The 17,558-nt window shown below is 53.9% G+C and carries 16 protein-coding genes and 1 tRNA gene; 3 read left to right on the forward strand and 14 right to left on the reverse strand.

Annotation, left to right across the window (positions count from 1 at the left end):
* Positions 1–73: 73 nt before the first annotated feature.
* Positions 74–727: a GntR family transcriptional regulator gene (locus tag V9K95_RS05900; protein ID WP_336440430.1), complete on the forward strand. Its 654-nt coding sequence runs from the start codon at positions 74–76 to the stop codon at positions 725–727.
* Positions 728–781: 54 nt separating this feature from the next.
* On the opposite strand, the gene V9K95_RS05905 is transcribed toward V9K95_RS05900, so the two are convergent.
* Entirely contained in the window at positions 782–2,278 is a 1,497-nt protein-coding gene (locus V9K95_RS05905) for a CoA-acylating methylmalonate-semialdehyde dehydrogenase (RefSeq protein ID WP_336440429.1), read from the reverse strand.
* A gap of 127 nt (positions 2,279–2,405) precedes the next feature.
* Here V9K95_RS05905 and V9K95_RS05910 point away from each other — a divergent pair, with 127 nt between their 5' ends.
* Positions 2,406–3,287, forward strand: a complete 882-nt coding sequence (locus V9K95_RS05910; protein ID WP_115054301.1) for a LysR substrate-binding domain-containing protein — start codon at positions 2,406–2,408, stop codon at positions 3,285–3,287.
* 1 nt (position 3,288) lies between these two features.
* On the opposite strand, the gene V9K95_RS05915 is transcribed toward V9K95_RS05910, so the two are convergent.
* The 11 genes from V9K95_RS05915 to rplU form a co-directional block, all read right to left on the reverse strand.
* On the reverse strand, positions 3,289–5,232 hold the full coding sequence (locus V9K95_RS05915) for a MacB family efflux pump subunit (protein ID WP_115054302.1): 1,944 nt from the start codon (positions 5,230–5,232) through the stop codon (positions 3,289–3,291).
* Between the two features lie 2 nt (positions 5,233–5,234).
* Positions 5,235–6,524, reverse strand: coding sequence for a macrolide transporter subunit MacA (gene macA / locus V9K95_RS05920; protein ID WP_336440428.1), 1,290 nt, complete (start codon positions 6,522–6,524; stop codon positions 5,235–5,237).
* A 195-nt stretch (positions 6,525–6,719) separates the two neighbouring features.
* On the reverse strand, positions 6,720–7,202 hold the full coding sequence (gene rlmH / locus V9K95_RS05925; protein WP_307281028.1) for a 23S rRNA (pseudouridine(1915)-N(3))-methyltransferase RlmH: 483 nt from the start codon (positions 7,200–7,202) through the stop codon (positions 6,720–6,722).
* Positions 7,203–7,279: 77 nt separating this feature from the next.
* Positions 7,280–7,663, reverse strand: coding sequence for a ribosome silencing factor (gene rsfS, locus V9K95_RS05930; protein WP_115054305.1), 384 nt, complete (start codon positions 7,661–7,663; stop codon positions 7,280–7,282).
* A 154-nt stretch (positions 7,664–7,817) separates the two neighbouring features.
* A complete protein-coding gene (locus tag V9K95_RS05935; RefSeq protein WP_336440501.1) occupies positions 7,818–8,414 on the reverse strand; it encodes a nicotinate-nucleotide adenylyltransferase in 597 nt (198 codons plus the stop codon).
* 47 nt (positions 8,415–8,461) lie between these two features.
* The gene (locus V9K95_RS05940; RefSeq protein ID WP_336440427.1) at positions 8,462–9,757 is read right to left on the reverse strand and encodes a glutamate-5-semialdehyde dehydrogenase; all 1,296 of its coding nucleotides are present in this window, start codon (positions 9,755–9,757) and stop codon (positions 8,462–8,464) included.
* A gap of 3 nt (positions 9,758–9,760) precedes the next feature.
* Complete coding sequence (gene proB / locus V9K95_RS05945; protein WP_336440426.1) at positions 9,761–10,957, reverse strand: glutamate 5-kinase; 1,197 nt, start codon at positions 10,955–10,957, stop codon at positions 9,761–9,763.
* Between the two features lie 8 nt (positions 10,958–10,965).
* Positions 10,966–12,000, reverse strand: coding sequence for a GTPase ObgE (obgE, locus tag V9K95_RS05950; protein WP_115054307.1), 1,035 nt, complete (start codon positions 11,998–12,000; stop codon positions 10,966–10,968).
* A 168-nt stretch (positions 12,001–12,168) separates the two neighbouring features.
* Positions 12,169–12,771, reverse strand: coding sequence for a GNAT family N-acetyltransferase (locus V9K95_RS05955; protein ID WP_115054308.1), 603 nt, complete (start codon positions 12,769–12,771; stop codon positions 12,169–12,171).
* A 119-nt stretch (positions 12,772–12,890) separates the two neighbouring features.
* Positions 12,891–13,163, reverse strand: coding sequence for a 50S ribosomal protein L27 (rpmA, locus tag V9K95_RS05960; RefSeq protein ID WP_115054309.1), 273 nt, complete (start codon positions 13,161–13,163; stop codon positions 12,891–12,893).
* Between the two features lie 24 nt (positions 13,164–13,187).
* Positions 13,188–13,664: a 50S ribosomal protein L21 gene (gene rplU, locus V9K95_RS05965; protein ID WP_008121909.1), complete on the reverse strand. Its 477-nt coding sequence runs from the start codon at positions 13,662–13,664 to the stop codon at positions 13,188–13,190.
* A 327-nt stretch (positions 13,665–13,991) separates the two neighbouring features.
* On the opposite strand from rplU, the gene V9K95_RS05970 reads away from it, so the two are divergent.
* Positions 13,992–14,081, forward strand: a tRNA-Ser gene (locus V9K95_RS05970).
* A 40-nt stretch (positions 14,082–14,121) separates the two neighbouring features.
* Here V9K95_RS05970 and V9K95_RS05975 read toward each other — a convergent pair.
* Both V9K95_RS05975 and V9K95_RS05980 read right to left on the reverse strand, forming a co-directional pair.
* A complete protein-coding gene (locus V9K95_RS05975; RefSeq protein WP_336440424.1) occupies positions 14,122–15,465 on the reverse strand; it encodes a sigma-54-dependent transcriptional regulator in 1,344 nt (447 codons plus the stop codon).
* Between the two features lie 2 nt (positions 15,466–15,467).
* On the reverse strand, positions 15,468–17,324 hold the full coding sequence (locus tag V9K95_RS05980) for a sensor histidine kinase (protein ID WP_336440423.1): 1,857 nt from the start codon (positions 17,322–17,324) through the stop codon (positions 15,468–15,470).
* Between the last annotated feature and the right edge of the window lie 234 nt (positions 17,325–17,558).

The following is a 17,558-nucleotide window of genomic DNA, read 5'->3' on the forward strand; positions in this document are numbered from 1 at the left end:
TCCTTGTTGATATATCAGAAATATATCTGTAGGATGCATTACTGTCAATCGTTTCATTGAAAGATCCTTGAACATGTTTCAAACCACTGCACATACACCCGTCCAATCAGGTGAAAGCCTCGCAGAACTGGCGTACCGGCAGATTGAAGAAATGATCGTCAAGCTCAGCCTTGAGCCCGGCGCGATCGTCAATGAACGTGCGCTAACCGATATAACGGGAATGGGGCGCACACCTGTTCGGGAAGCGGTGCAGAAGCTTGCATGGGAAGGGTTGATGGAAATCAGACCCCGCTCAGGGATAGCAATTGCCGAACTGAATCCGCAGGATTTTTCCAAAGTTCTCGATGCCCGTGAAGGGATAGAACGCGTGTTGGCACGCGGTGCAGCGCAATTTGGTGCGCAGTTGCATCACCGCAGGTTAAGAGAAGCCTCCGATGCGATGAGCAAAGCGGTGAGTTCGGAGGATGTTGCCGGGTTTTTGACAGCCGATAAGACGTTCGACACTGTATTGGGTCAGGCCGCTGGAAATCCATTTGCAGCCCGCCTTGCCTCGCCCTTGCAAACCCATAGCCGGCGTTTCTGGTTTCGCCTGCAACGACCCGGCGGACTGCAACAGTCAGTCGCAGCGCATAAAGCGCTGATTGAAGCGATCATCAACCGCAATCCGGAACGTGCCGAAGATGCGGCAAGCAAGCTGATCGAACATCTCAGGGTACTTGCACCATAAAAAAAAGCCGCCGGCAAAATTGCAGGCGGCTTGATACTATTCCAGCAGAACAGCTTAATTCATTGTTGGAATAACAAATTCCGCGCCATCCTTGACGCCCGAAGGCCAACGAGATGTGACCGTCTTTGTCTTGGTATAGAACCGGAATGCGTCCGGACCATGCTGGTTCAAATCACCAAAGCCTGAACCTTTCCAGCCACCGAATGTATAATAGGCAATTGGAACCGGGATCGGCACATTAATACCGACCATGCCGACTTGCACACGTGATGCAAAATCACGCGCCGCATCGCCATCGCGGGTGAAGATAGCGACGCCATTGCCATATTCATGCTCGTTAGGCAGACGAAGTGCATCTTCGTAAGTGTCGGCGCGGACAATACCGAGCACCGGCCCAAAGATTTCCTCCTTGTAGATGCGCATGTCAGGCGTCACATTGTCGAAGAGGCAGCCACCCATATAGTAGCCATTTTCATAACCCTGCATCTTGAAGCCGCGCCCATCAACGACGAGGTTCGCGCCTTCTTTCACGCCGAGATCAACATAGCCCTGGATACGCTCAAGCGCCTGTTTCGTTACAACTGGACCGTAATCTGCCGTCAGGTCAGTAGACGGCCCGACCTTCAGAGCCTCAACGCGTGGAATAAGCTTTGCAACGAGACGGTCTGCTGTTTCCTTGCCTACTGGAACCGCAACCGAAATCGCCATGCAGCGCTCGCCAGCCGAGCCATAACCCGCACCGATCAGCGCATCCACTGTCTGATCCATATCAGCATCGGGCATGATGATCATATGGTTCTTGGCGCCGCCGAAGCACTGTGCACGCTTACCATTTGCCGTGGCACGGCTGTAAATATATTGAGCAATCGGCGTGGATCCGACAAAGCCAACTGCCTTGATGTCCGGGTCGTCGAGCAGCGTGTCCACGGCTTCCTTGTCGCCATTGACAACGTTGAAAATGCCTGCGGGCAATCCAGCTTCGATAAAGAGTTCGGCAAGGCGCATTGGCACGCCGGGATCACGCTCTGAAGGCTTCAGGACGAACGCGTTACCCGAGACAATGGCGGGGCCAGCTTTCCACAGCGGGATCATCGCCGGGAAGTTGAAGGGTGTTATGCCTGCAACGACGCCAAGCGGTTGACGCATCGAATATACATCAATGCCCGTGCCTGCACTGTCGGAAAATTCGCCCTTGAGCATGTGAGCCGCACCCAGGCAAACTTCAACAACTTCCAGACCGCGCTGGATATCGCCTTTGGCATCAGGGATGGTCTTGCCATGTTCGCGGGCAAGGAGTTCAGCCAATGAGTCGTATTCCGCTTCAACAAGTTCAAGAAACTTGCGCATGACACGAACGCGGCGCTGCGGATTGGTTGCTGCCCATGCAGGCTGAGCTGCTTTGGCGTTTTCGACGGCTACGCGTACTTCGGCCGGAGTGGCCAGCGCAACCGTTCCCTGAATTGTACCATCCATGGGCTGAAAAATTTCGGTCGTGCGACCGCTTGTGCCAGCGACATGCTTGCCACCGATAAAATGTCCAACTTCGCGCATTGCGAGCAACCTCCCTTTGATGATCTTCGTATGCGGCATCATAGGCGCTTCAAAATGTTAAATGCAAGACGTGCAAAAGCGCATCCGTTGTGCAAAAAACAATGTAAGATACATTAGGAGGTGGTTGATGAACTGGGATGATGTCCGCATTTTCCTGAGCGTAGCACGTTCAGGCCAGATACTCGGCGCAGCGAAAAGGCTGGGCGTCAACCACGCGACGGTAGCAAGGCGACTAACGGCTCTGGAGACAGCGCTCAACACCAAGCTGCTGACCAGACGCACAAATGGTTGCGAACTGACGCGCGCGGGAGAAGAGTTTCTTCTTTCAGGCGAGCGTATGGAAGCGGAAATGCTGGCTGCGCGCTCTTCCCTCGGAGATGCTGACGTGGCCATATCCGGTTCAGTTCGCATCGGCGCGCCGGACGGATTTGGCGTAACTTTCCTGGCACCGCGGCTTGCCCGGCTAACGGCGAATTATCCGGATCTCAAGATTCAGCTTGTTCCGGTTCCACGTTCTTTCTCACTGTCACGGCGGGAAGCCGATATTGCAATTACCGTGGACCGTCCCGACCAGGGTCGTCTGGTCGCAAGAAAACTCGTCGATTACAGTCTGTGCCTCTATGCCAGCCGCGCTTATCTAGCCGCTCATCCCGCACCCCAATCAATCGAAGAACTACCCCAGCACCGACTGGTCGGCTATGTCGATGATCTGGTGATCAGCCAGTCACTGAATTATGCGCCGGAAATTACCCGCGAATGGCACCCCGGTTTTGAGATATCGAGTGCTTTGGGGCAGGTCGAAGCGGTCAAGGCTGGCGCTGGGATCGGCATTCTTCATACTTTTATCGCGCGCGAGCATGAGGAACTGGTAGCCATTATGCCAGAACGCAAAATCCGCCGCTCCTATTGGCTTTCCTATCACGAGTCAGTGCGTACGCTTCGCCGCATAACCGCAGTATCAGGTTTTATTTCCGATCTGGTTCACAGTGAAGCGAGCCGCTTTTCCTGATCTATTCTGAACTCAAGGCAACCGCCGGCTGTAGCTTGGAGGCGTTTCTGGCCGGCAGATAACCAAAGACCAGACCCGTTAGAAACGAACAGGCAAAGGCCAGCGCAACTGGCCCAACGGTGAAGCTGATGGGCGCGCCCATCAGCTTTGCCAGAACTCCTGTGCCAAGACCCGCTACAACGCCAATGGCTCCGCCTACCGCCGAAACGACCAGCGCCTCTATGATGAACTGCAGCAGAATATCGCGCTGTCGCGCGCCCGTAGCCATACGCACCCCAATCTCGCGCGTCCGCTCACTGACGCTGACGAGCATGATGTTCATCACGCCAATTCCGCCTACCAGAAGCGAAATGGCCGCCACGGCGCCAAGAAACAATTTCAGCGTATTCGAAGTCTCTGTCACAGCCTCACGAATTGAAGCCATATTGGTAATTTGCGTGTCCTGCTTTTTGTGCCGCTCATCCAGCAATTGCTGGATAGTCGTTTGCGTGGCGTCTATGAGCGACCCATCTTTAACCTGCACAGTGATAGAGCGCACATTCCGTTGGCCGAATAGCCGCGTGCTACCCGTCGTCAGCGGCACGATAATCGTATCATCCTGATCATTTCCGCCCGGCCCTGCTCCCATTTCACTCATGACACCAATTATCTGGAAAGGGATTTTGCTGACGAGGACATATTTTCCGAGCGGGCTTTCACCGTCCGGAAAGAGCGTCTTGGCGACCGTTTGGCCAAGTACGGCCACCGGCGCATAATTGGTCATATCCTGTTGATTGATGAACTCCCCCGCTCCGACTTTCCATGATTTGGCATCGGTAAATTGCGGAACTGTCCCATTGGCTGAGGTCTGATAATCAACATTCCCATAACGAACAGTCACTGTACTGGTCATTTCAGGAACGGCGAATGACACATTTGGAACGTCCAGAATTGCATCGGCATCGGCCGGAACCAGCGTTACAATGCTGCCGCCCTGCCCCCCGCGAAAATTCGCCATGTTCGGTCGCACAACCAGCAGGTTTGAACCCATTGATGAAATGCGGTCCAGAACCGAGTTTTGGGCCCCCGTGCCAATCGCCAGCATTGCCACCACTGAGCCGACTCCGATCACAATGCCCAGCAGGGTGAGAATTGTGCGAAACAGATTTGCGCGCAAAGCGCGAACCGCCATCTTGATTGCTTCGGATACGTCTGCGATCGCGGCAACCCCATCAACCGCCTTCTGCTTCAAACCAAAAGCCGCTTCAGGATTGCTGCGTCCTTTTTTGGTACGATCAGAGACGACGTGTCCGTCACGCAGTTCGATTAAACGATCCGCCTGCTCGGCCACTTCTCGCGAATGGGTAATAACAATAATCGTGTGGCCGCTCTCGTTCATTTTTCGCAACAGCGCCATGACTTCTTCACCACTTTGGCTATCCAAAGCGCCGGTTGGCTCATCTGCCAGAATGATCCTCCCGCCATTCATCAAAGCCCGTGCAATCGAAACGCGCTGCTGCTGTCCACCGGACAGTTGGTTCGGCCTGTGATCCAACCGATCACCCAGGTTGAGTGTGTTCAGCAGCGCTTCCGCCCTATCGTGCCGGTCTTGTGCCGAAGCACCGGCATAGACTGCGGGCACCTCAACGTTTTCTTGCGCACTGGCAGTGGGAATCAAATTATAGCTTTGGAAAACGAAGCCAAAGGTTCGTCGCCGCAATCCGGCCAGTTCATCTGGCTCAAACCCTGAAACACTCTCTCCATCCAGCTGATAACTGCCACTGGTCGGCTGATCCAAACAGCCCAGAATATTCATCAGCGTTGATTTGCCCGACCCGGACTGCCCGATAATGGCAACGAACTCACCCGCCTCTATATCGAGTGAGATGCCATGCAGAACCTCGACTGAAAGGTCGCCATTATAGTAGGTTTTGCTGATATCCTTGAGCGATATGAGCGCTGTCATATCTAGAACATCCGTGGCATGCGTTGGCCGCGCTGCGAGCGATTGCCGGAACCGTTTGCGGCATTGGTGGAATCGCTTGCCTGACCGACAACAACAAGATCGCCTTCCTTCAGGCCGCTCTTGATCTCCACATTCACGCGATTGCGAATGCCAACCTCAACATCGCGTGTGGATGTTTTTCCAGAGGCATCGACAACACTGACTTCGAACTGGCGTTTGTCATCCGCAGCCGCGCCGGAACTTTTTTTCATGCGAATTGCCGAGCTCGGAACCACCAGCACATCTTTCGCCGCTGATTGCAGGAAGAAGACCTGTGCGCTCATTGAAATCATAAGGTCGCCATCAATATTGGGTACGTCGAATAGCGCATAGTAAAGCACGACGTTGTTTTCAATGTCAGGCGTAGGCTGTATCTGGCGAAGCTTGCCGGTATATCGTTTGCCCGGTTGCCCGAGCAGCGTGAAATATGCGTCCATTCCCAGCTTGAGTTTGCTGACATCGGCTTCTGAAACCTGTGCCTTGACCGTCATCGTAGAGAGATCGGCGATTGTCACAATAGTCGGCGCTGTCTGGCTAGCGTTTAGCGTCTGCCCTTCCTTGACCGGCACGGCTGCGATGGTTCCAGCCATTGGCGCATAGATCTTGGTATAGCCAAGATCGACCTGATCACCGTCCAGGGTCGCCTGTTGCTTTCGGATTTGCGCTTCGAGCGCATTCACATCAGCCTCCGCCGTCGCCAGATCAGCAACGGCCTGATCGAGCGTCGATTGCGAGACTGAGCGGGTTGCCACCAAGTTACGCTGCCGTTCGATATTTGCCTGTTTCAGCACAAGCTGAGCCTTTTTTGACACGAGTTGCGCTTGTAGGTTGGCAAGCTCCGCCTGATCGATCTCAATCCGGTTTTGAATGGTTGCCGGATCAATCTCACCAATCAGTTCATTCTGGGTTACCTTGTCACCGATTTCGACATGCAGAGCTTTCAACTGACCAGAAACCTGCGCACCAGCATCGACGGACTTAATCGAATCCAGCGTGCCAACAGCAGTGACTGCGTTCTCGATGTCGGCTCTCACAACGGGTTGGGTGATCACAGCGGTTGTTGATGTGGAAGCACTGTAAGACGTCCATGCATAGTAACCGGCGCCTGTTGCAAGGATAGCGACAGGCAACCACAGCCAAAGACGCGAGTGCTTTTTCTTGCGTCCTGGAGGAACCGCGCCTGGGATAAACGTTACGTTTGAGTCTTCCAGCGTTGGCTTCTCATGACCGGTCACCTTGGCAATTTTAGTCATCGACCCATTCCACCTTCTTCGCAGATGAAGCACTCCACCTCGATTGATACTATCAAGAAATGGACAAGAGTGGTTCGTTCGAAAAGCTTTGAGATCATTATATTTTTGTAATGATCAAGAGCGCCTATTATAAAGTGCTCAGATGAATGATGGCTGAATTACTTATTTGTAATGTTTTTACTCGAAATCTCGCGTCTAAACGCGGTGATACGGGTGACCTGAAAGTATTGTTGTGGCCCGATAAAGTTGTTCGGCGACAAGAATACGGACGATTTGGTGCGGCCAAGTCATGGCACCAAGCGCGAGAACGAGGTCCGCACGCTCCCTCAACGCAGCATCATGACCATCCGGCCCGCCAATCGCCAACAGCAGCTGCCGTTTCCCTTCATCGCGAAATTTGGCGATGCTGGATGCAAATACATCAGACGCCATGGTTTTTCCGCGTTCGTCGAGAAGCACCAACACACCACCAGCATCAAGAGCTTTCAATAGCTGGGCGGACTCTTCTTGTTTTCGCAGGTCTGCCTGCTGCGCACGGCTTTCCACTATTTCCGTCACAGACGAAAATTCGAGGCCCAATGAAGCGCCTGTCTTTTTGAACCGGTCGAGATAGCGGTCCGCCAGCTCACGTTCCGGACCGGACTTCATGCGGCCCACGGCAAACACACTGATACGCATGATACTCCAGTCCGGCAGACCTAAACCTGCTCAACCGGACCTTTCGCCGGCTAAAAAAACACCAGAGCTATTCGGCGCTAGTGTACGGTTTCACCGTCAAGTTCCGGAGCCTGCCACATCTTTTCGATGTTGTAGAACTCCCGCACTTCGGGGCGGAAAATATGGATGATGATATCGCCCGTGTCGATCAGCACCCAATCACCGCTGGTAAGACCTTCAACCTTGGCATTATTGCCATATCCGTTCTCTTTCAGAGTCCGAAGGAGCTGATCCGCAACCGCCGTGACATGGCGATGCGAACGTCCGGACGCAATGACCATATGGTCAGCGATGACAGATTTGCCGCGAAGGTCGATGGGGACAATTTGTTCAGCCTTGGAGTCATCGAGACTATCAAGCACTGATTTGAGGGCGCGAGCGACGGTATTGATACCGCTGATCTCTGCCGTTGAAGGAGCCAAAGCTTCCTTCTTTTGAATTGCTGTTCTCAGTGTAATTCCTTTCCCTTTAAGAACAACGCGCCGCAGCTACTAAACTCACTGCACACGTATAAGATAGGCAGAGTCGCATGGCAGTTTCAAGACGTCATCTTGATCTAACCCGCAACAGGTTCTTTTAGCCGCCTGTTTTCATATTCCCATTGCGTATTTCAGTGGATGAAAGCAATGACCTTGGCCCATGAATGAACGTCCACGCCGGCGCTTGAGCTCGCGCGAGAATGGGCGCATCATCCTCGTCGATACGGGCGTAATCAAATGTCTTGGCCATGCGCGACGACAGAAATGCCAGCGTTGATCCGGGGCGATCAATAACGGCAATCGGAAATGTCGTGGCAATTTGCTGCCATCGCTGCCAATGATGAAAGTCCGCCAGACTATCCGCACCCATTATCCATACGAAATGCACGCCGGGATTCCGCAGTTTTATCAAAGCCAGCGTATCCGCCGTGTAACGAATGTGGTGAGCCGCTTCAAATGCCGTGACCTTCACCCGGGGATCATGAATCAACGCTTCACATTTTTCCAGGCGATCGGAGAGCGGCGCTAGTTCCCGCTTGTCCTTCAGGGGATTTCCCGGCGTGACAATCCACCAGAGCTGATCGAGTTTGAGCTTGCGCATCGCGATTTCTGCAACAAGCGCGTGACCCGCATGCGGGGGATTGAACGATCCACCGAACAAGCCGACAGCCATACCCTTTTCAACAAATGGCATACGCAGATGCGCATCGCTAATGCCGGGGATACTCGCCGGTGTAAATATCACGGACGTATCTGACCCGTGCCGCGGACGAGATATTTGAATGAAGTCAGTTGTTCAACTCCAACAGGACCCCGCGCATGCATCTTGCCGGTGGCGATACCGATTTCTGCACCCATGCCGAACTCACCGCCATCGGCAAATTGCGTCGATGCATTGTGCAACAGAATCGCTGAGTCGATTTCATTGAAGAACCGCTCCACGACACTTTCATCTTCGGCGATGACCGCTTCCGTGTGATGCGATGAATAGCGATTTATATGATCCAGCGCACCCTCAATACCATCGACCAGTTTCACGGAAATGATCGCATCCAGATATTCAGTTGACCAATCCGCTTCCGTCGCAACTTTCGCTTTGCCGTAAAGCTTGGTCACCTGCTCGTCTCCGCGAATTTCGCAGCCCGCTTCAACAAGATCATTCAATAGCGGCGTGAGATAAGTCGGTGCAATAAGCCGGTCGACCAGAAGCGTCTCCGCGGATCCGCAAACGCCTGTCCGGCGCATTTTAGCATTCACAACAATCTTGCGCGCCAGATTAAGGTCGGCCGATCCATCAATATAGACGTGGCAGAGCCCCTCCAGATGCGCAAAAACCGGAACACGTGCCTCTGCCTGCACTCTTGCAACAAGGCTCTTTCCGCCACGTGGGATGATCACGTCGAGATTGCCATCAAGCCCTTTGAGCATCTCTCCAACGGCGCTACGATCGGTTGTCGATACGAGTTGGATTGCGTCTGGCGGCAAACCCGTCATCTCCAACCCCTCTGAAAGGGCTGCATGGATCGCCCGTGAGGAATGCACTGAATCCGAGCCGCCACGCAATATTACGGCATTGCCGGACTTTAAACACAGCGCTCCAGCATCCGCTGTAACATTCGGTCTGCTTTCATAGATGACGCCGATAACGCCGAGCGGAGTACGGACACGCTCGATATGCAAACCATTCGGGCGGTCCCACTCTGCAATAACCTGACCGACAGGATCAGCCAAGTCGGCAATGACACGGATACTGTCGGCGATACCACTGATCCGTTTGTCATCAAGCTTGAGCCGGTCAAGCAGCGCAGGCGTCATTCCCGCAGCTGCGCCATTGGTCATATCCTGCTCGTTGGCTTGAAGAATTTCCGCTTTGCGGCGTTCAATGCAATCCGCCATTGCCAAGAGCGCAGCCGTTTTGACTTCCGGCGATGCTATAGCCAATGGACGCGCGGCCGCTCGTGCCTTGCGGCCTGTCTCTGCCATCAATTCAACTATGGCTTCAGCCTCTGGAGTGTTTGCACCTGTACGTGTCAACATGTTCTACTCCTTCGCAACAGCAAGCTGTTTTGCTGCGCGCACCACCAGATCATCGCGGTGTATCATCGCTGAGCGGGCATCATAACCCAATATTTCCGCAATCTCGCTCGTCTTGCGGCCAGCAATTTTTACGGCATCTGCCGCATCATAGGCAATCAGCCCCCGTGCCGCCTCTTTGCCATCGGGCCCCACGACGGCAACAGTATCACCGCGCATGAATTGTCCGTAAACCTCGCGAACCCCTGCCGACAGCAGCGATTTGCCTGATTTCAATGCCACCAGAGCCCCATCGTCGATCACCAGTCGGCCTGATGGTTCCAGATTGCCGGAAATCCATGTTTTCCAGGCATTTACCGGTGAAGTGCTTGCCCGGAATAAAGTCGAGCGTTCGCCACCGTCAATGGCCGCAAGCGGGTTCAACCGCGTGCCCGAAGCGATGATCATCGCCGTGCCCGCAGCATTTGCAATCTTGCCCGCATCAAGCTTGGTTTTCATGCCGCCACGCGAATATTCAGAAGCTGCGGCTCCCGCCATGGCTTCGATATCGGGCGTAATCGCCTCAACCATTGGTATGAATTGCGCGTCAGGGTTCTGATGCGGCGGAGCCGTATAGAGCCCATCAATATCCGAAAGCAGGATCAGCAAATCTGCGCTCATCATCGTTGCAACACGCGCCGCAAGCCGGTCATTGTCGCCATAACGGATTTCCGTTGTGGCAACCGTGTCATTCTCATTGATCACAGGCACGGCCTTCAATCGTAACAATGTGCTGAGAGTCGCACGTGCATTAAGATAGCGGCGCCGCTCTTCCGTATCAGCTAGCGTAAGAAGGATTTGCCCTGCCCGCAAACTGTGACCACTCAGGACCTCGGCATAGGCCTTGGCAAGTTCGATCTGTCCGGCTGCTGCGGCGGCTTGACTTTCTTCCAGCCGCAACGCGCCTTTTGGCAAACCCAGCACATTCCGTCCAAGAGCGATGGCACCCGATGAGACGATCATCACTTCCACGCCTGAAGCGGCAAGCGCGGCAACATCCGCACCCAGGCTTTCCAGCCACTGCCTCTTCAATCCGCTGGTCCGGTCGACAAGCAATGCCGAACCGATTTTCACAACAATACGCCGATAGTTCCGCAGCGTTGGCGAAGCGCTTGCTGCGCCATGCTCATTATCACTGCGGTGTTGTGTGGATTTCACAGACATTGCGATACTCAATATTTGTAGCGGTTATCGACCTCTACAGGCGCTTCTGATTTTCGCGATTCAAGAATAATCGCTGACAATGCCCGCAAGACTTGCTCGACGCCCTCGCGGCTGACTGAAGACAAGAGCATCGGCTCAACACCGGATGCTTTCTTCAGCGCGGCAATCTTCTTTTTGCGTGCTGCGGCGTCCAATGTATCGATTTGGCTCAAGGCAACGATTTCCAGCTTTTCCGCCAGTCCTCCGCCATAAGCTTTCAATTCATTGCGCACAGTCTTGTAGGCCTCGGCAACATTTTCTTCCTGAGCTGAGACCAGGTGCAAAAGGACACGTGTCCTCTCCACGTGACCAAGGAACCGGTCGCCGATCCCTACGCCTTCATGAGCGCCTTCGATCAAACCGGGAATATCGGCAATAACAAACTCGCGAGCGTCAACACGCGCGACCCCCAAATTGGGATGAAGCGTCGTAAATGGATAGTCAGCGATCTTGGGCTTGGCAGCCGTGACACTGGCAAGAAATGTCGACTTACCGGCATTGGGCTTTCCAAGAAGTCCGGCATCCGCAATCAATTTCAGACGAAGCCAAAGATTACGCTCCTCACCCTCTAGACCGGGATTGGCACGTCGTGGAGCCTGATTGGTCGAGGTTTTGAAATGCGCATTGCCAAAGCCGCCATTACCGCCCTTGGCCAGACGATAGCGCTGCCCCACCACCGTGAAATCGACGATCAGCGTTTCATTGTCATTTTCGAAAATCTGCGTACCGACCGGCACTTTCAAAACGACATCCGCGCCCTTGCCGCCGGTCATGTCCCGGCCCATGCCGTGCATGCCTGTCTTGGCCTTGAAATGCTGCTGATAGCGATAGTCGATCAATGTATTCAAGCCATCGACGGCTTCGGCCCATACATCGCCACCGCGACCTCCATCCCCGCCATCAGGACCACCAAATTCCAGGAATTTTTCACGGCGAAAAGATACCGAACCGGCACCACCGTCGCCGGAGCGGATATAGACTTTCGCCTGATCGAGAAACTTCATGGAAATTCAGTCCTTTTGTGTCGCTTGCAGGCAATACAGCAATTCCAGCGAGAATAAAACTGGCCAGTTCCCGTCAGTTTGAGCATTCGGAAACTAGCGCGTTGAGTTTTTATTGTCAGCGCTGGAGGTCGAAAATACCTCCAGCACCATCTTACTTCATCCAGGGCGTTAGGAAGTCCAACTCCGAAGACCAATCCAGGTACGTCTGTCGAGCATATAGCGCTCCACTGGAACATTGCCCGCATTGATGGAATCCATCATACCCGTATTCGTATACTGGAATCCGCTCTTATAGAGCACCCGGCGCGATGCAATGTTCGACACACGGCACGAAGCGTAAAGCTTTTCGACCTGCGTTGCGCGGAACACCAGATCCACCAGCGCATGAGCAGCTTCGGTCGCATAACCCTTGCCCCAATGCGGCTCACCAAGCCAGTAGCCTATTTCCAGTTCATCCTTGCCGGCGCCACGTCGATAATTGATTCCGCAACAACCAACGAAGGTTCCATTTTGAGCAAGGGTAATGGCATAGACGCATTTGCCAATCTCGCCCGCATTGGCGCGGCGCACGAAATCAACCGCATGGGCTTTCGTGTAGGGGTGCGGCATGCGTGACAGCATTTCTGCCACGCGCAGATTATCGGCAAGATTGGCAATTGCGTCCACGTCCTCAATATGAGGCGCCCGCAAGATAAGGCGGTCCGTAACGAGAACCGGACAGTCTATCAGATCCAGCCGTTCATCTTCTTCTTCAAGTATATCAGCAACCATTTTTCATTCCTCCAGATACGAAAAGGGAGACGGGTAGTGCCCCATCTCCCTTTGATCTTTTGGCGGTTGCCATTTTTTCACCGGGTCCGATGGGACGCCGGTGCTTCAAGCATGACCGGCTATTCTGCTGCTTCGGCGATCGGGGTGACGATCGACACGAAGCTACGGCCGTTGGCTTTGGTACGGAAAGAAACTGTGCCTGCTTCAAGCGCAAACAGAGTATGGTCCTTACCAAGACCAACATTGACACCGGGGTGCCATTTGGTGCCGCGTTGACGAACGAGAATGTTGCCAGCAAGCACGCGCTCGCCGCCGAACTTCTTTACGCCAAGGCGCTTTGATTCTGAATCACGACCGTTGCGTGACGAACCACCAGCTTTTTTGTGTGCCATGGGATTGCTCCTTTAAACCTGTTCTTATTCGCCCGAAGCGGGCTTCTCAGCCTTGGCAGCAGCCTTCTTGGGCGCAGCTTTGGCCTTTGGGGCGGCTTTGGTCTCTGTCGCGTCAGCAGCAGCAACTTCAGCCTTTGCAGGCTTCTTGTTGGCCGGCTTTTCAGCGGCAGTCTTCGAAGGCTTGGCACCACCGGTAAGAATCTCAGCGATACGGATCGTTGTCAATTCCTGACGATGACCGCGTGTACGCTTCGAATTCTGGCGACGGCGCTTCTTGAAGGCAATAACCTTGCGTGCGCGGCCCTGTTCAACGACTTCGGCTGTGACCAGCGCGCCGCTGACTACAGGAGCGCCGATTGTTGCGTCAGCACCGACGCCAACCATCAGAACTTCTGCGAACTGTACGATATCGCCGGCATTGCCGGAAACTTTTTCGACCTTGAGTAGGTCATTGGCGGCAACGCGATACTGCTTACCACCGGTCTTGATGACTGCGAACATTTTGTGCCCTTTCGGCGTTCGGTTCGGTTTTCTGCCAGTTTCCCGGCAATAACCGTCTTTTTGTCAGTCGTGACAGATTGATCGAAAGGCACTTTTATCCATAAGAACGAAGGCACCCGAATTCAAAAACAAACGGCGCGGAGAATCCCCCACGCCAGTCGTTGGGCGCTTATAAGATCAGGAGCGAGGCGGAGTCAAGAAATTTAACGCAAAATTGCTCTTGTATCTGCGCGCTTTGCCCGCTATCTAGCGCGTCGCACGCTCAAGCCAAGCCCTTTGGGGCATCGCAGCACTAAAAATACGGGTCTTTACGTGGATCCGATATGCGGAGAGGTGGCTGAGTGGTTGAAAGCACCGCACTCGAAATGCGGCATGGGGGCAACTCCATCGGGGGTTCAAATCCCTCCCTCTCCGCCATTTACATTGCGCCAGCAGGCGCGTTCAGAGAGCTCGCTTATCACTTGCCTGAGACGTAGTCGGATCGGTCAATCCCGTGACGCTGCAGCTTGTCGTAGAAGGTTTTGCGCGGGATACCGAGCGCCTGGATCGTGGAGCGCACATCCCCGCCATTTGCTGCCAATGCTTGCTGGATAAGCCGCGCCTCATATCGTTCCATGGCTTGCGGCAAACTCGAACCGTCGCTTTCAACATCTGATTTTGTTGTTTCAATACCATCAAGACCAAGTGCAGCACGTTCGGCAAAATGCACCAGCTCGCGCACATTTCCGGGCCAGTCATGCTGCATGAGATAGGAGCGCTGCGCGGCTGTGATCTCTGGCACATCTGTTTTGAATCTTGCCGAAGCGCGATGCAGAAAATGGGTAAACAGAAGCATGATATCATCGCGCCGCTCACGCAGCGGAGGAATTGAAACAGTCACGACATTGAGCCTGTAGAACAAATCCTCGCGAAAATTGACGCGCTGGTCGGCGCTCCCAAGGTCAACCTTGGCCGCGGCCACCACGCGCAAATCGACGGGCCGGTGTTCGTTGGTGCCAAGCGGTGTAATTTCCCGGCTTTCCAAAACGCGTAGAAGTTTTACCTGCGTTGAAAGAGGCATGCTCTCAATCTCATCGAGAAACAAGGTTCCGCCGCTAGAGTGCTCGATGCGGCCAACACGCTTCTTTTGAGCCCCCGTGAAAGCTCCGGCTTCGTGGCCAAACAATTCGCTTTCTATGACTGTTTCCGGCAAAGCCCCGCAGTTCAGCGCAACGAAGTTCCCCTGTTTGCGCCTGCTCCATTCATGCAAAAGTCCGGCAACAACCTCTTTCCCCGTCCCTGTTTCACCGGCGATCAATACGTCGACATCGGCACCTGCCACATGGCGCAGGGTCTTTCGAAGGTTTTGCATAACGGGCGTTTGACCGATCAGCGGCAGTGATTCATTGGTGTTTTCCACCGCCAAACGCAATTCGCGGTTCTCCATGACGAGCCGGCGTTTCTCCAATGCTCGCATTATGCTTTGCACAAGGCGATCGGCTGGATAGGGCTTGGCGATAAAATCATAGGCGCCCTTATGGATCGCCTCGACAGCCATATCGATATCACCATGTCCGGTTATAAGGATGACGGGCAGATCGGAGTCCATTTCACGCAAACGGCGAAACAATTCAAGCCCGTCAATGTGAGGCATCCTCACATCGGTCACGACAACACCCGGAAAGTCCGGCGTCAGGAATCGCAAAGCGAGCATTGCATTGGGAAATGGCTGCACGTTGAAGCCTGCCAGTTCAAGCGTCTGGCAATTTGCAGCACGCAGGGCGTCATCATCTTCAACAAAGGCAATTTGATTTGAATCCATGGTCAGACCACCTTTTTCAGATGCACGGTAAACTCGGTCCCGGTAGAGCTGCTTTCAACCTCGATGCGCCCCCCATACTCCGCAACAATGTCATGGCAGATCACCAGACCAAGCCCCAGGCCCCGATCCTTGGACGTGTTGAAGGGTGTAAAGAGCATCTGCATGATTGAAGCGGGTATTCCAGGACCATTATCAGCAACAATCAATCGCAGTTCCTCTTGGTCAACGGAACAGCGCACGCTGATCTTGCTGGCGGGTCCACCTTCCGTCGCTTCAAGCGCATTTTGCATGAGATTGATCAGAACTTGTTCGAGGCGGATGCGGTTGCCATAGACCTTCACTTCGGGAGGGGGCATTTCAGTCAGGATTTGTCCGGCACGCTGGCGAAATCTGCTTCCGAGAAGCAGCATTGCACCTTCGATGATATCACTGACACTGACAGGCCCAGAATCTCCCGTGCCTTTGCGGGAAAAGGTCCTGAGTTCGTCGGTGATACTTCCGATGCGTTCCGTCAGCCCGGCAATAGTCTTCAAATTGTCTTTGGCGGAATCGACCTGATTGCGCCCCAAAAACGTTGCCGCATTATCAGCATAGGATCGAATGGCTGCCACAGGCTGGTTAATCTCGTGCGCGACACCTGCGGTCACCTGACCTAGAATGGCCAGGCGGTTCGCCTGCACAAGTTCCAATTGGACAGACTGGAGTTTTGTTTCCGTCTTTTGACGTTCTTCCGCCTGCATGACCAGCTCGGCATGCGCCGCACTCAAATCCGCAGTGCGGGCAGCAACACGGCGCTCAAGTTCAACCCTCGCCACTTCCTGTTCCTGCGCCCGGCGCAATGCCAGCCCGCGCCGGCGAAGAATAAAAGCAGTGAGACCCAGCAAGGGAGCAAGAAAGAGCAGTGTAATCAACTGAGCGGTACGGACAGACTCGGTCACCGTTGGTGCGGCAGGCGTCAATGATTGCAATTTCCAACTCGTGGTCGGAACCGAGGTTTGAACCCGTACGAATTCTCTTCGGGACGGGGCGCCCGGCAACCTGGCTTGAACAATATCCGGCTGCACCGTTGGCATGGGCGGAGAAATATCCAGCGGCTCCAATGGCGCGCCGCCAAATTGCAGGCTCTCGCGAAGCGGCCCCATTCGCTCGGCGGGGATGACACTTTCTGTCATAAAACGCCAGTCGGGAAAGCTTGTGACCAGCACGATACCGCGTTGATCAACCACCAAGGTCGGATCGCTGTTGCGGCGCCAGTCCGCTTCGATTTCATCAAACTCCAGTTTGACAACAATGACGCCTAGTGGTCCAGCCGGGCTATCAATGCGCTTTGAAATATAAAGTCCCGGCCGCTTGCTGACAGTGCCAAGGGCGTAATGTTCTGCGCTGCCATTTCTGATGGCGCGTGTGTAATAGGGCCGAAAACTGTAATTGGTTCCGACGAAACTGATCGGCTCGTTCCAGTTGCTCGCAGCGATTGCCAGTCCATTTGCATCAAGCAGGTAAATTACAGCAGATCCGGTGCCACCGATAAGGCTTTCAAATTTATGATTGAGACGTTGGAGCTGGCTCTCGCTGCGAGTGGAAAGCGCACTCATAACATCCCTGTCTTGGGACAGGACAAAAGGGACCGCTCTTTGCTTTTCGAGCACGGTGCGCAGGAGAACTGCATTTAATTCAGCTGTGCTTTTCGCACGGTCCATCACGATCTGATACCCGCGTTCGCGGCCAATATTGCCCGCCACGAAAAGCGCCACAAAAATTATGATTACAGCAAAGGTGGTTAGAACAGCCTTGCTGGCCCAACCAGATCGCGCTGTCGAGGTGAGGATTTCAGAGGCCTTTTGTGGATGATCATCCATGAACATAGGTGTGCATATATCCGCACAAAATACAATGAATCTGTGCGGCATACCACACAATTTGAGGCGGAGTCGAAGCTTATGAATAAAAAAATGCATTAATTTCAAATAGTTATAGAATTAAAAATAACTGGCACGCCATTTGCATTCCATGGCTGCAGACGGCCGGTCCGTCTGTAATTGAGCCTGGGAGGCTAGCAGGTTGGTCCTGTCAGACGAGGCTCGCATCATGGA

Source organism: Phyllobacterium sp. CCNWLW183, assembly GCF_037203775.1.
Taxonomy (GTDB): Bacteria; Pseudomonadota; Alphaproteobacteria; order Rhizobiales; family Rhizobiaceae; genus Phyllobacterium; species Phyllobacterium ifriqiyense.

Bases quoted from the DNA above. Each gene is read 5' to 3' on its own strand.
- V9K95_RS05900 (WP_336440430.1), top strand. From the start codon at position 74: ATGTTTCAAACCACTGCACATACACCCGTCCAATCAGGTGAAAGCCTC.
- V9K95_RS05915 (WP_115054302.1), bottom strand. From the start codon at position 5,232: ATGACAGCGCTCATATCGCTCAAGGATATCAGCAAAACCTACTATAAT.
- V9K95_RS05975 (WP_336440424.1), bottom strand. From the start codon at position 15,465: ATGGATTCAAATCAAATTGCCTTTGTTGAAGATGATGACGCCCTGCGT.
- rlmH (WP_307281028.1), bottom strand. From the start codon at position 7,202: ATGCGTATCAGTGTGTTTGCCGTGGGCCGCATGAAGTCCGGTCCGGAA.
- obgE (WP_115054307.1), bottom strand. From the start codon at position 12,000: ATGAAGTTTCTCGATCAGGCGAAAGTCTATATCCGCTCCGGCGACGGT.
- rpmA (WP_115054309.1), bottom strand. From the start codon at position 13,163: ATGGCACACAAAAAAGCTGGTGGTTCGTCACGCAACGGTCGTGATTCA.
- rplU (WP_008121909.1), bottom strand. From the start codon at position 13,664: ATGTTCGCAGTCATCAAGACCGGTGGTAAGCAGTATCGCGTTGCCGCC.
- proB (WP_336440426.1), bottom strand. From the start codon at position 10,957: ATGTCTGTGAAATCCACACAACACCGCAGTGATAATGAGCATGGCGCA.
- macA (WP_336440428.1), bottom strand. From the start codon at position 6,524: ATGACTAAAATTGCCAAGGTGACCGGTCATGAGAAGCCAACGCTGGAA.
- V9K95_RS05910 (WP_115054301.1), top strand. From the start codon at position 2,406: ATGAACTGGGATGATGTCCGCATTTTCCTGAGCGTAGCACGTTCAGGC.
- V9K95_RS05905 (WP_336440429.1), bottom strand. From the start codon at position 2,278: ATGCGCGAAGTTGGACATTTTATCGGTGGCAAGCATGTCGCTGGCACA.
- V9K95_RS05935 (WP_336440501.1), bottom strand. From the start codon at position 8,414: ATGCCATTTGTTGAAAAGGGTATGGCTGTCGGCTTGTTCGGTGGATCG.
- V9K95_RS05940 (WP_336440427.1), bottom strand. From the start codon at position 9,757: ATGTTGACACGTACAGGTGCAAACACTCCAGAGGCTGAAGCCATAGTT.
- V9K95_RS05955 (WP_115054308.1), bottom strand. From the start codon at position 12,771: ATGGTTGCTGATATACTTGAAGAAGAAGATGAACGGCTGGATCTGATA.
- V9K95_RS05980 (WP_336440423.1), bottom strand. From the start codon at position 17,324: ATGGATGATCATCCACAAAAGGCCTCTGAAATCCTCACCTCGACAGCG.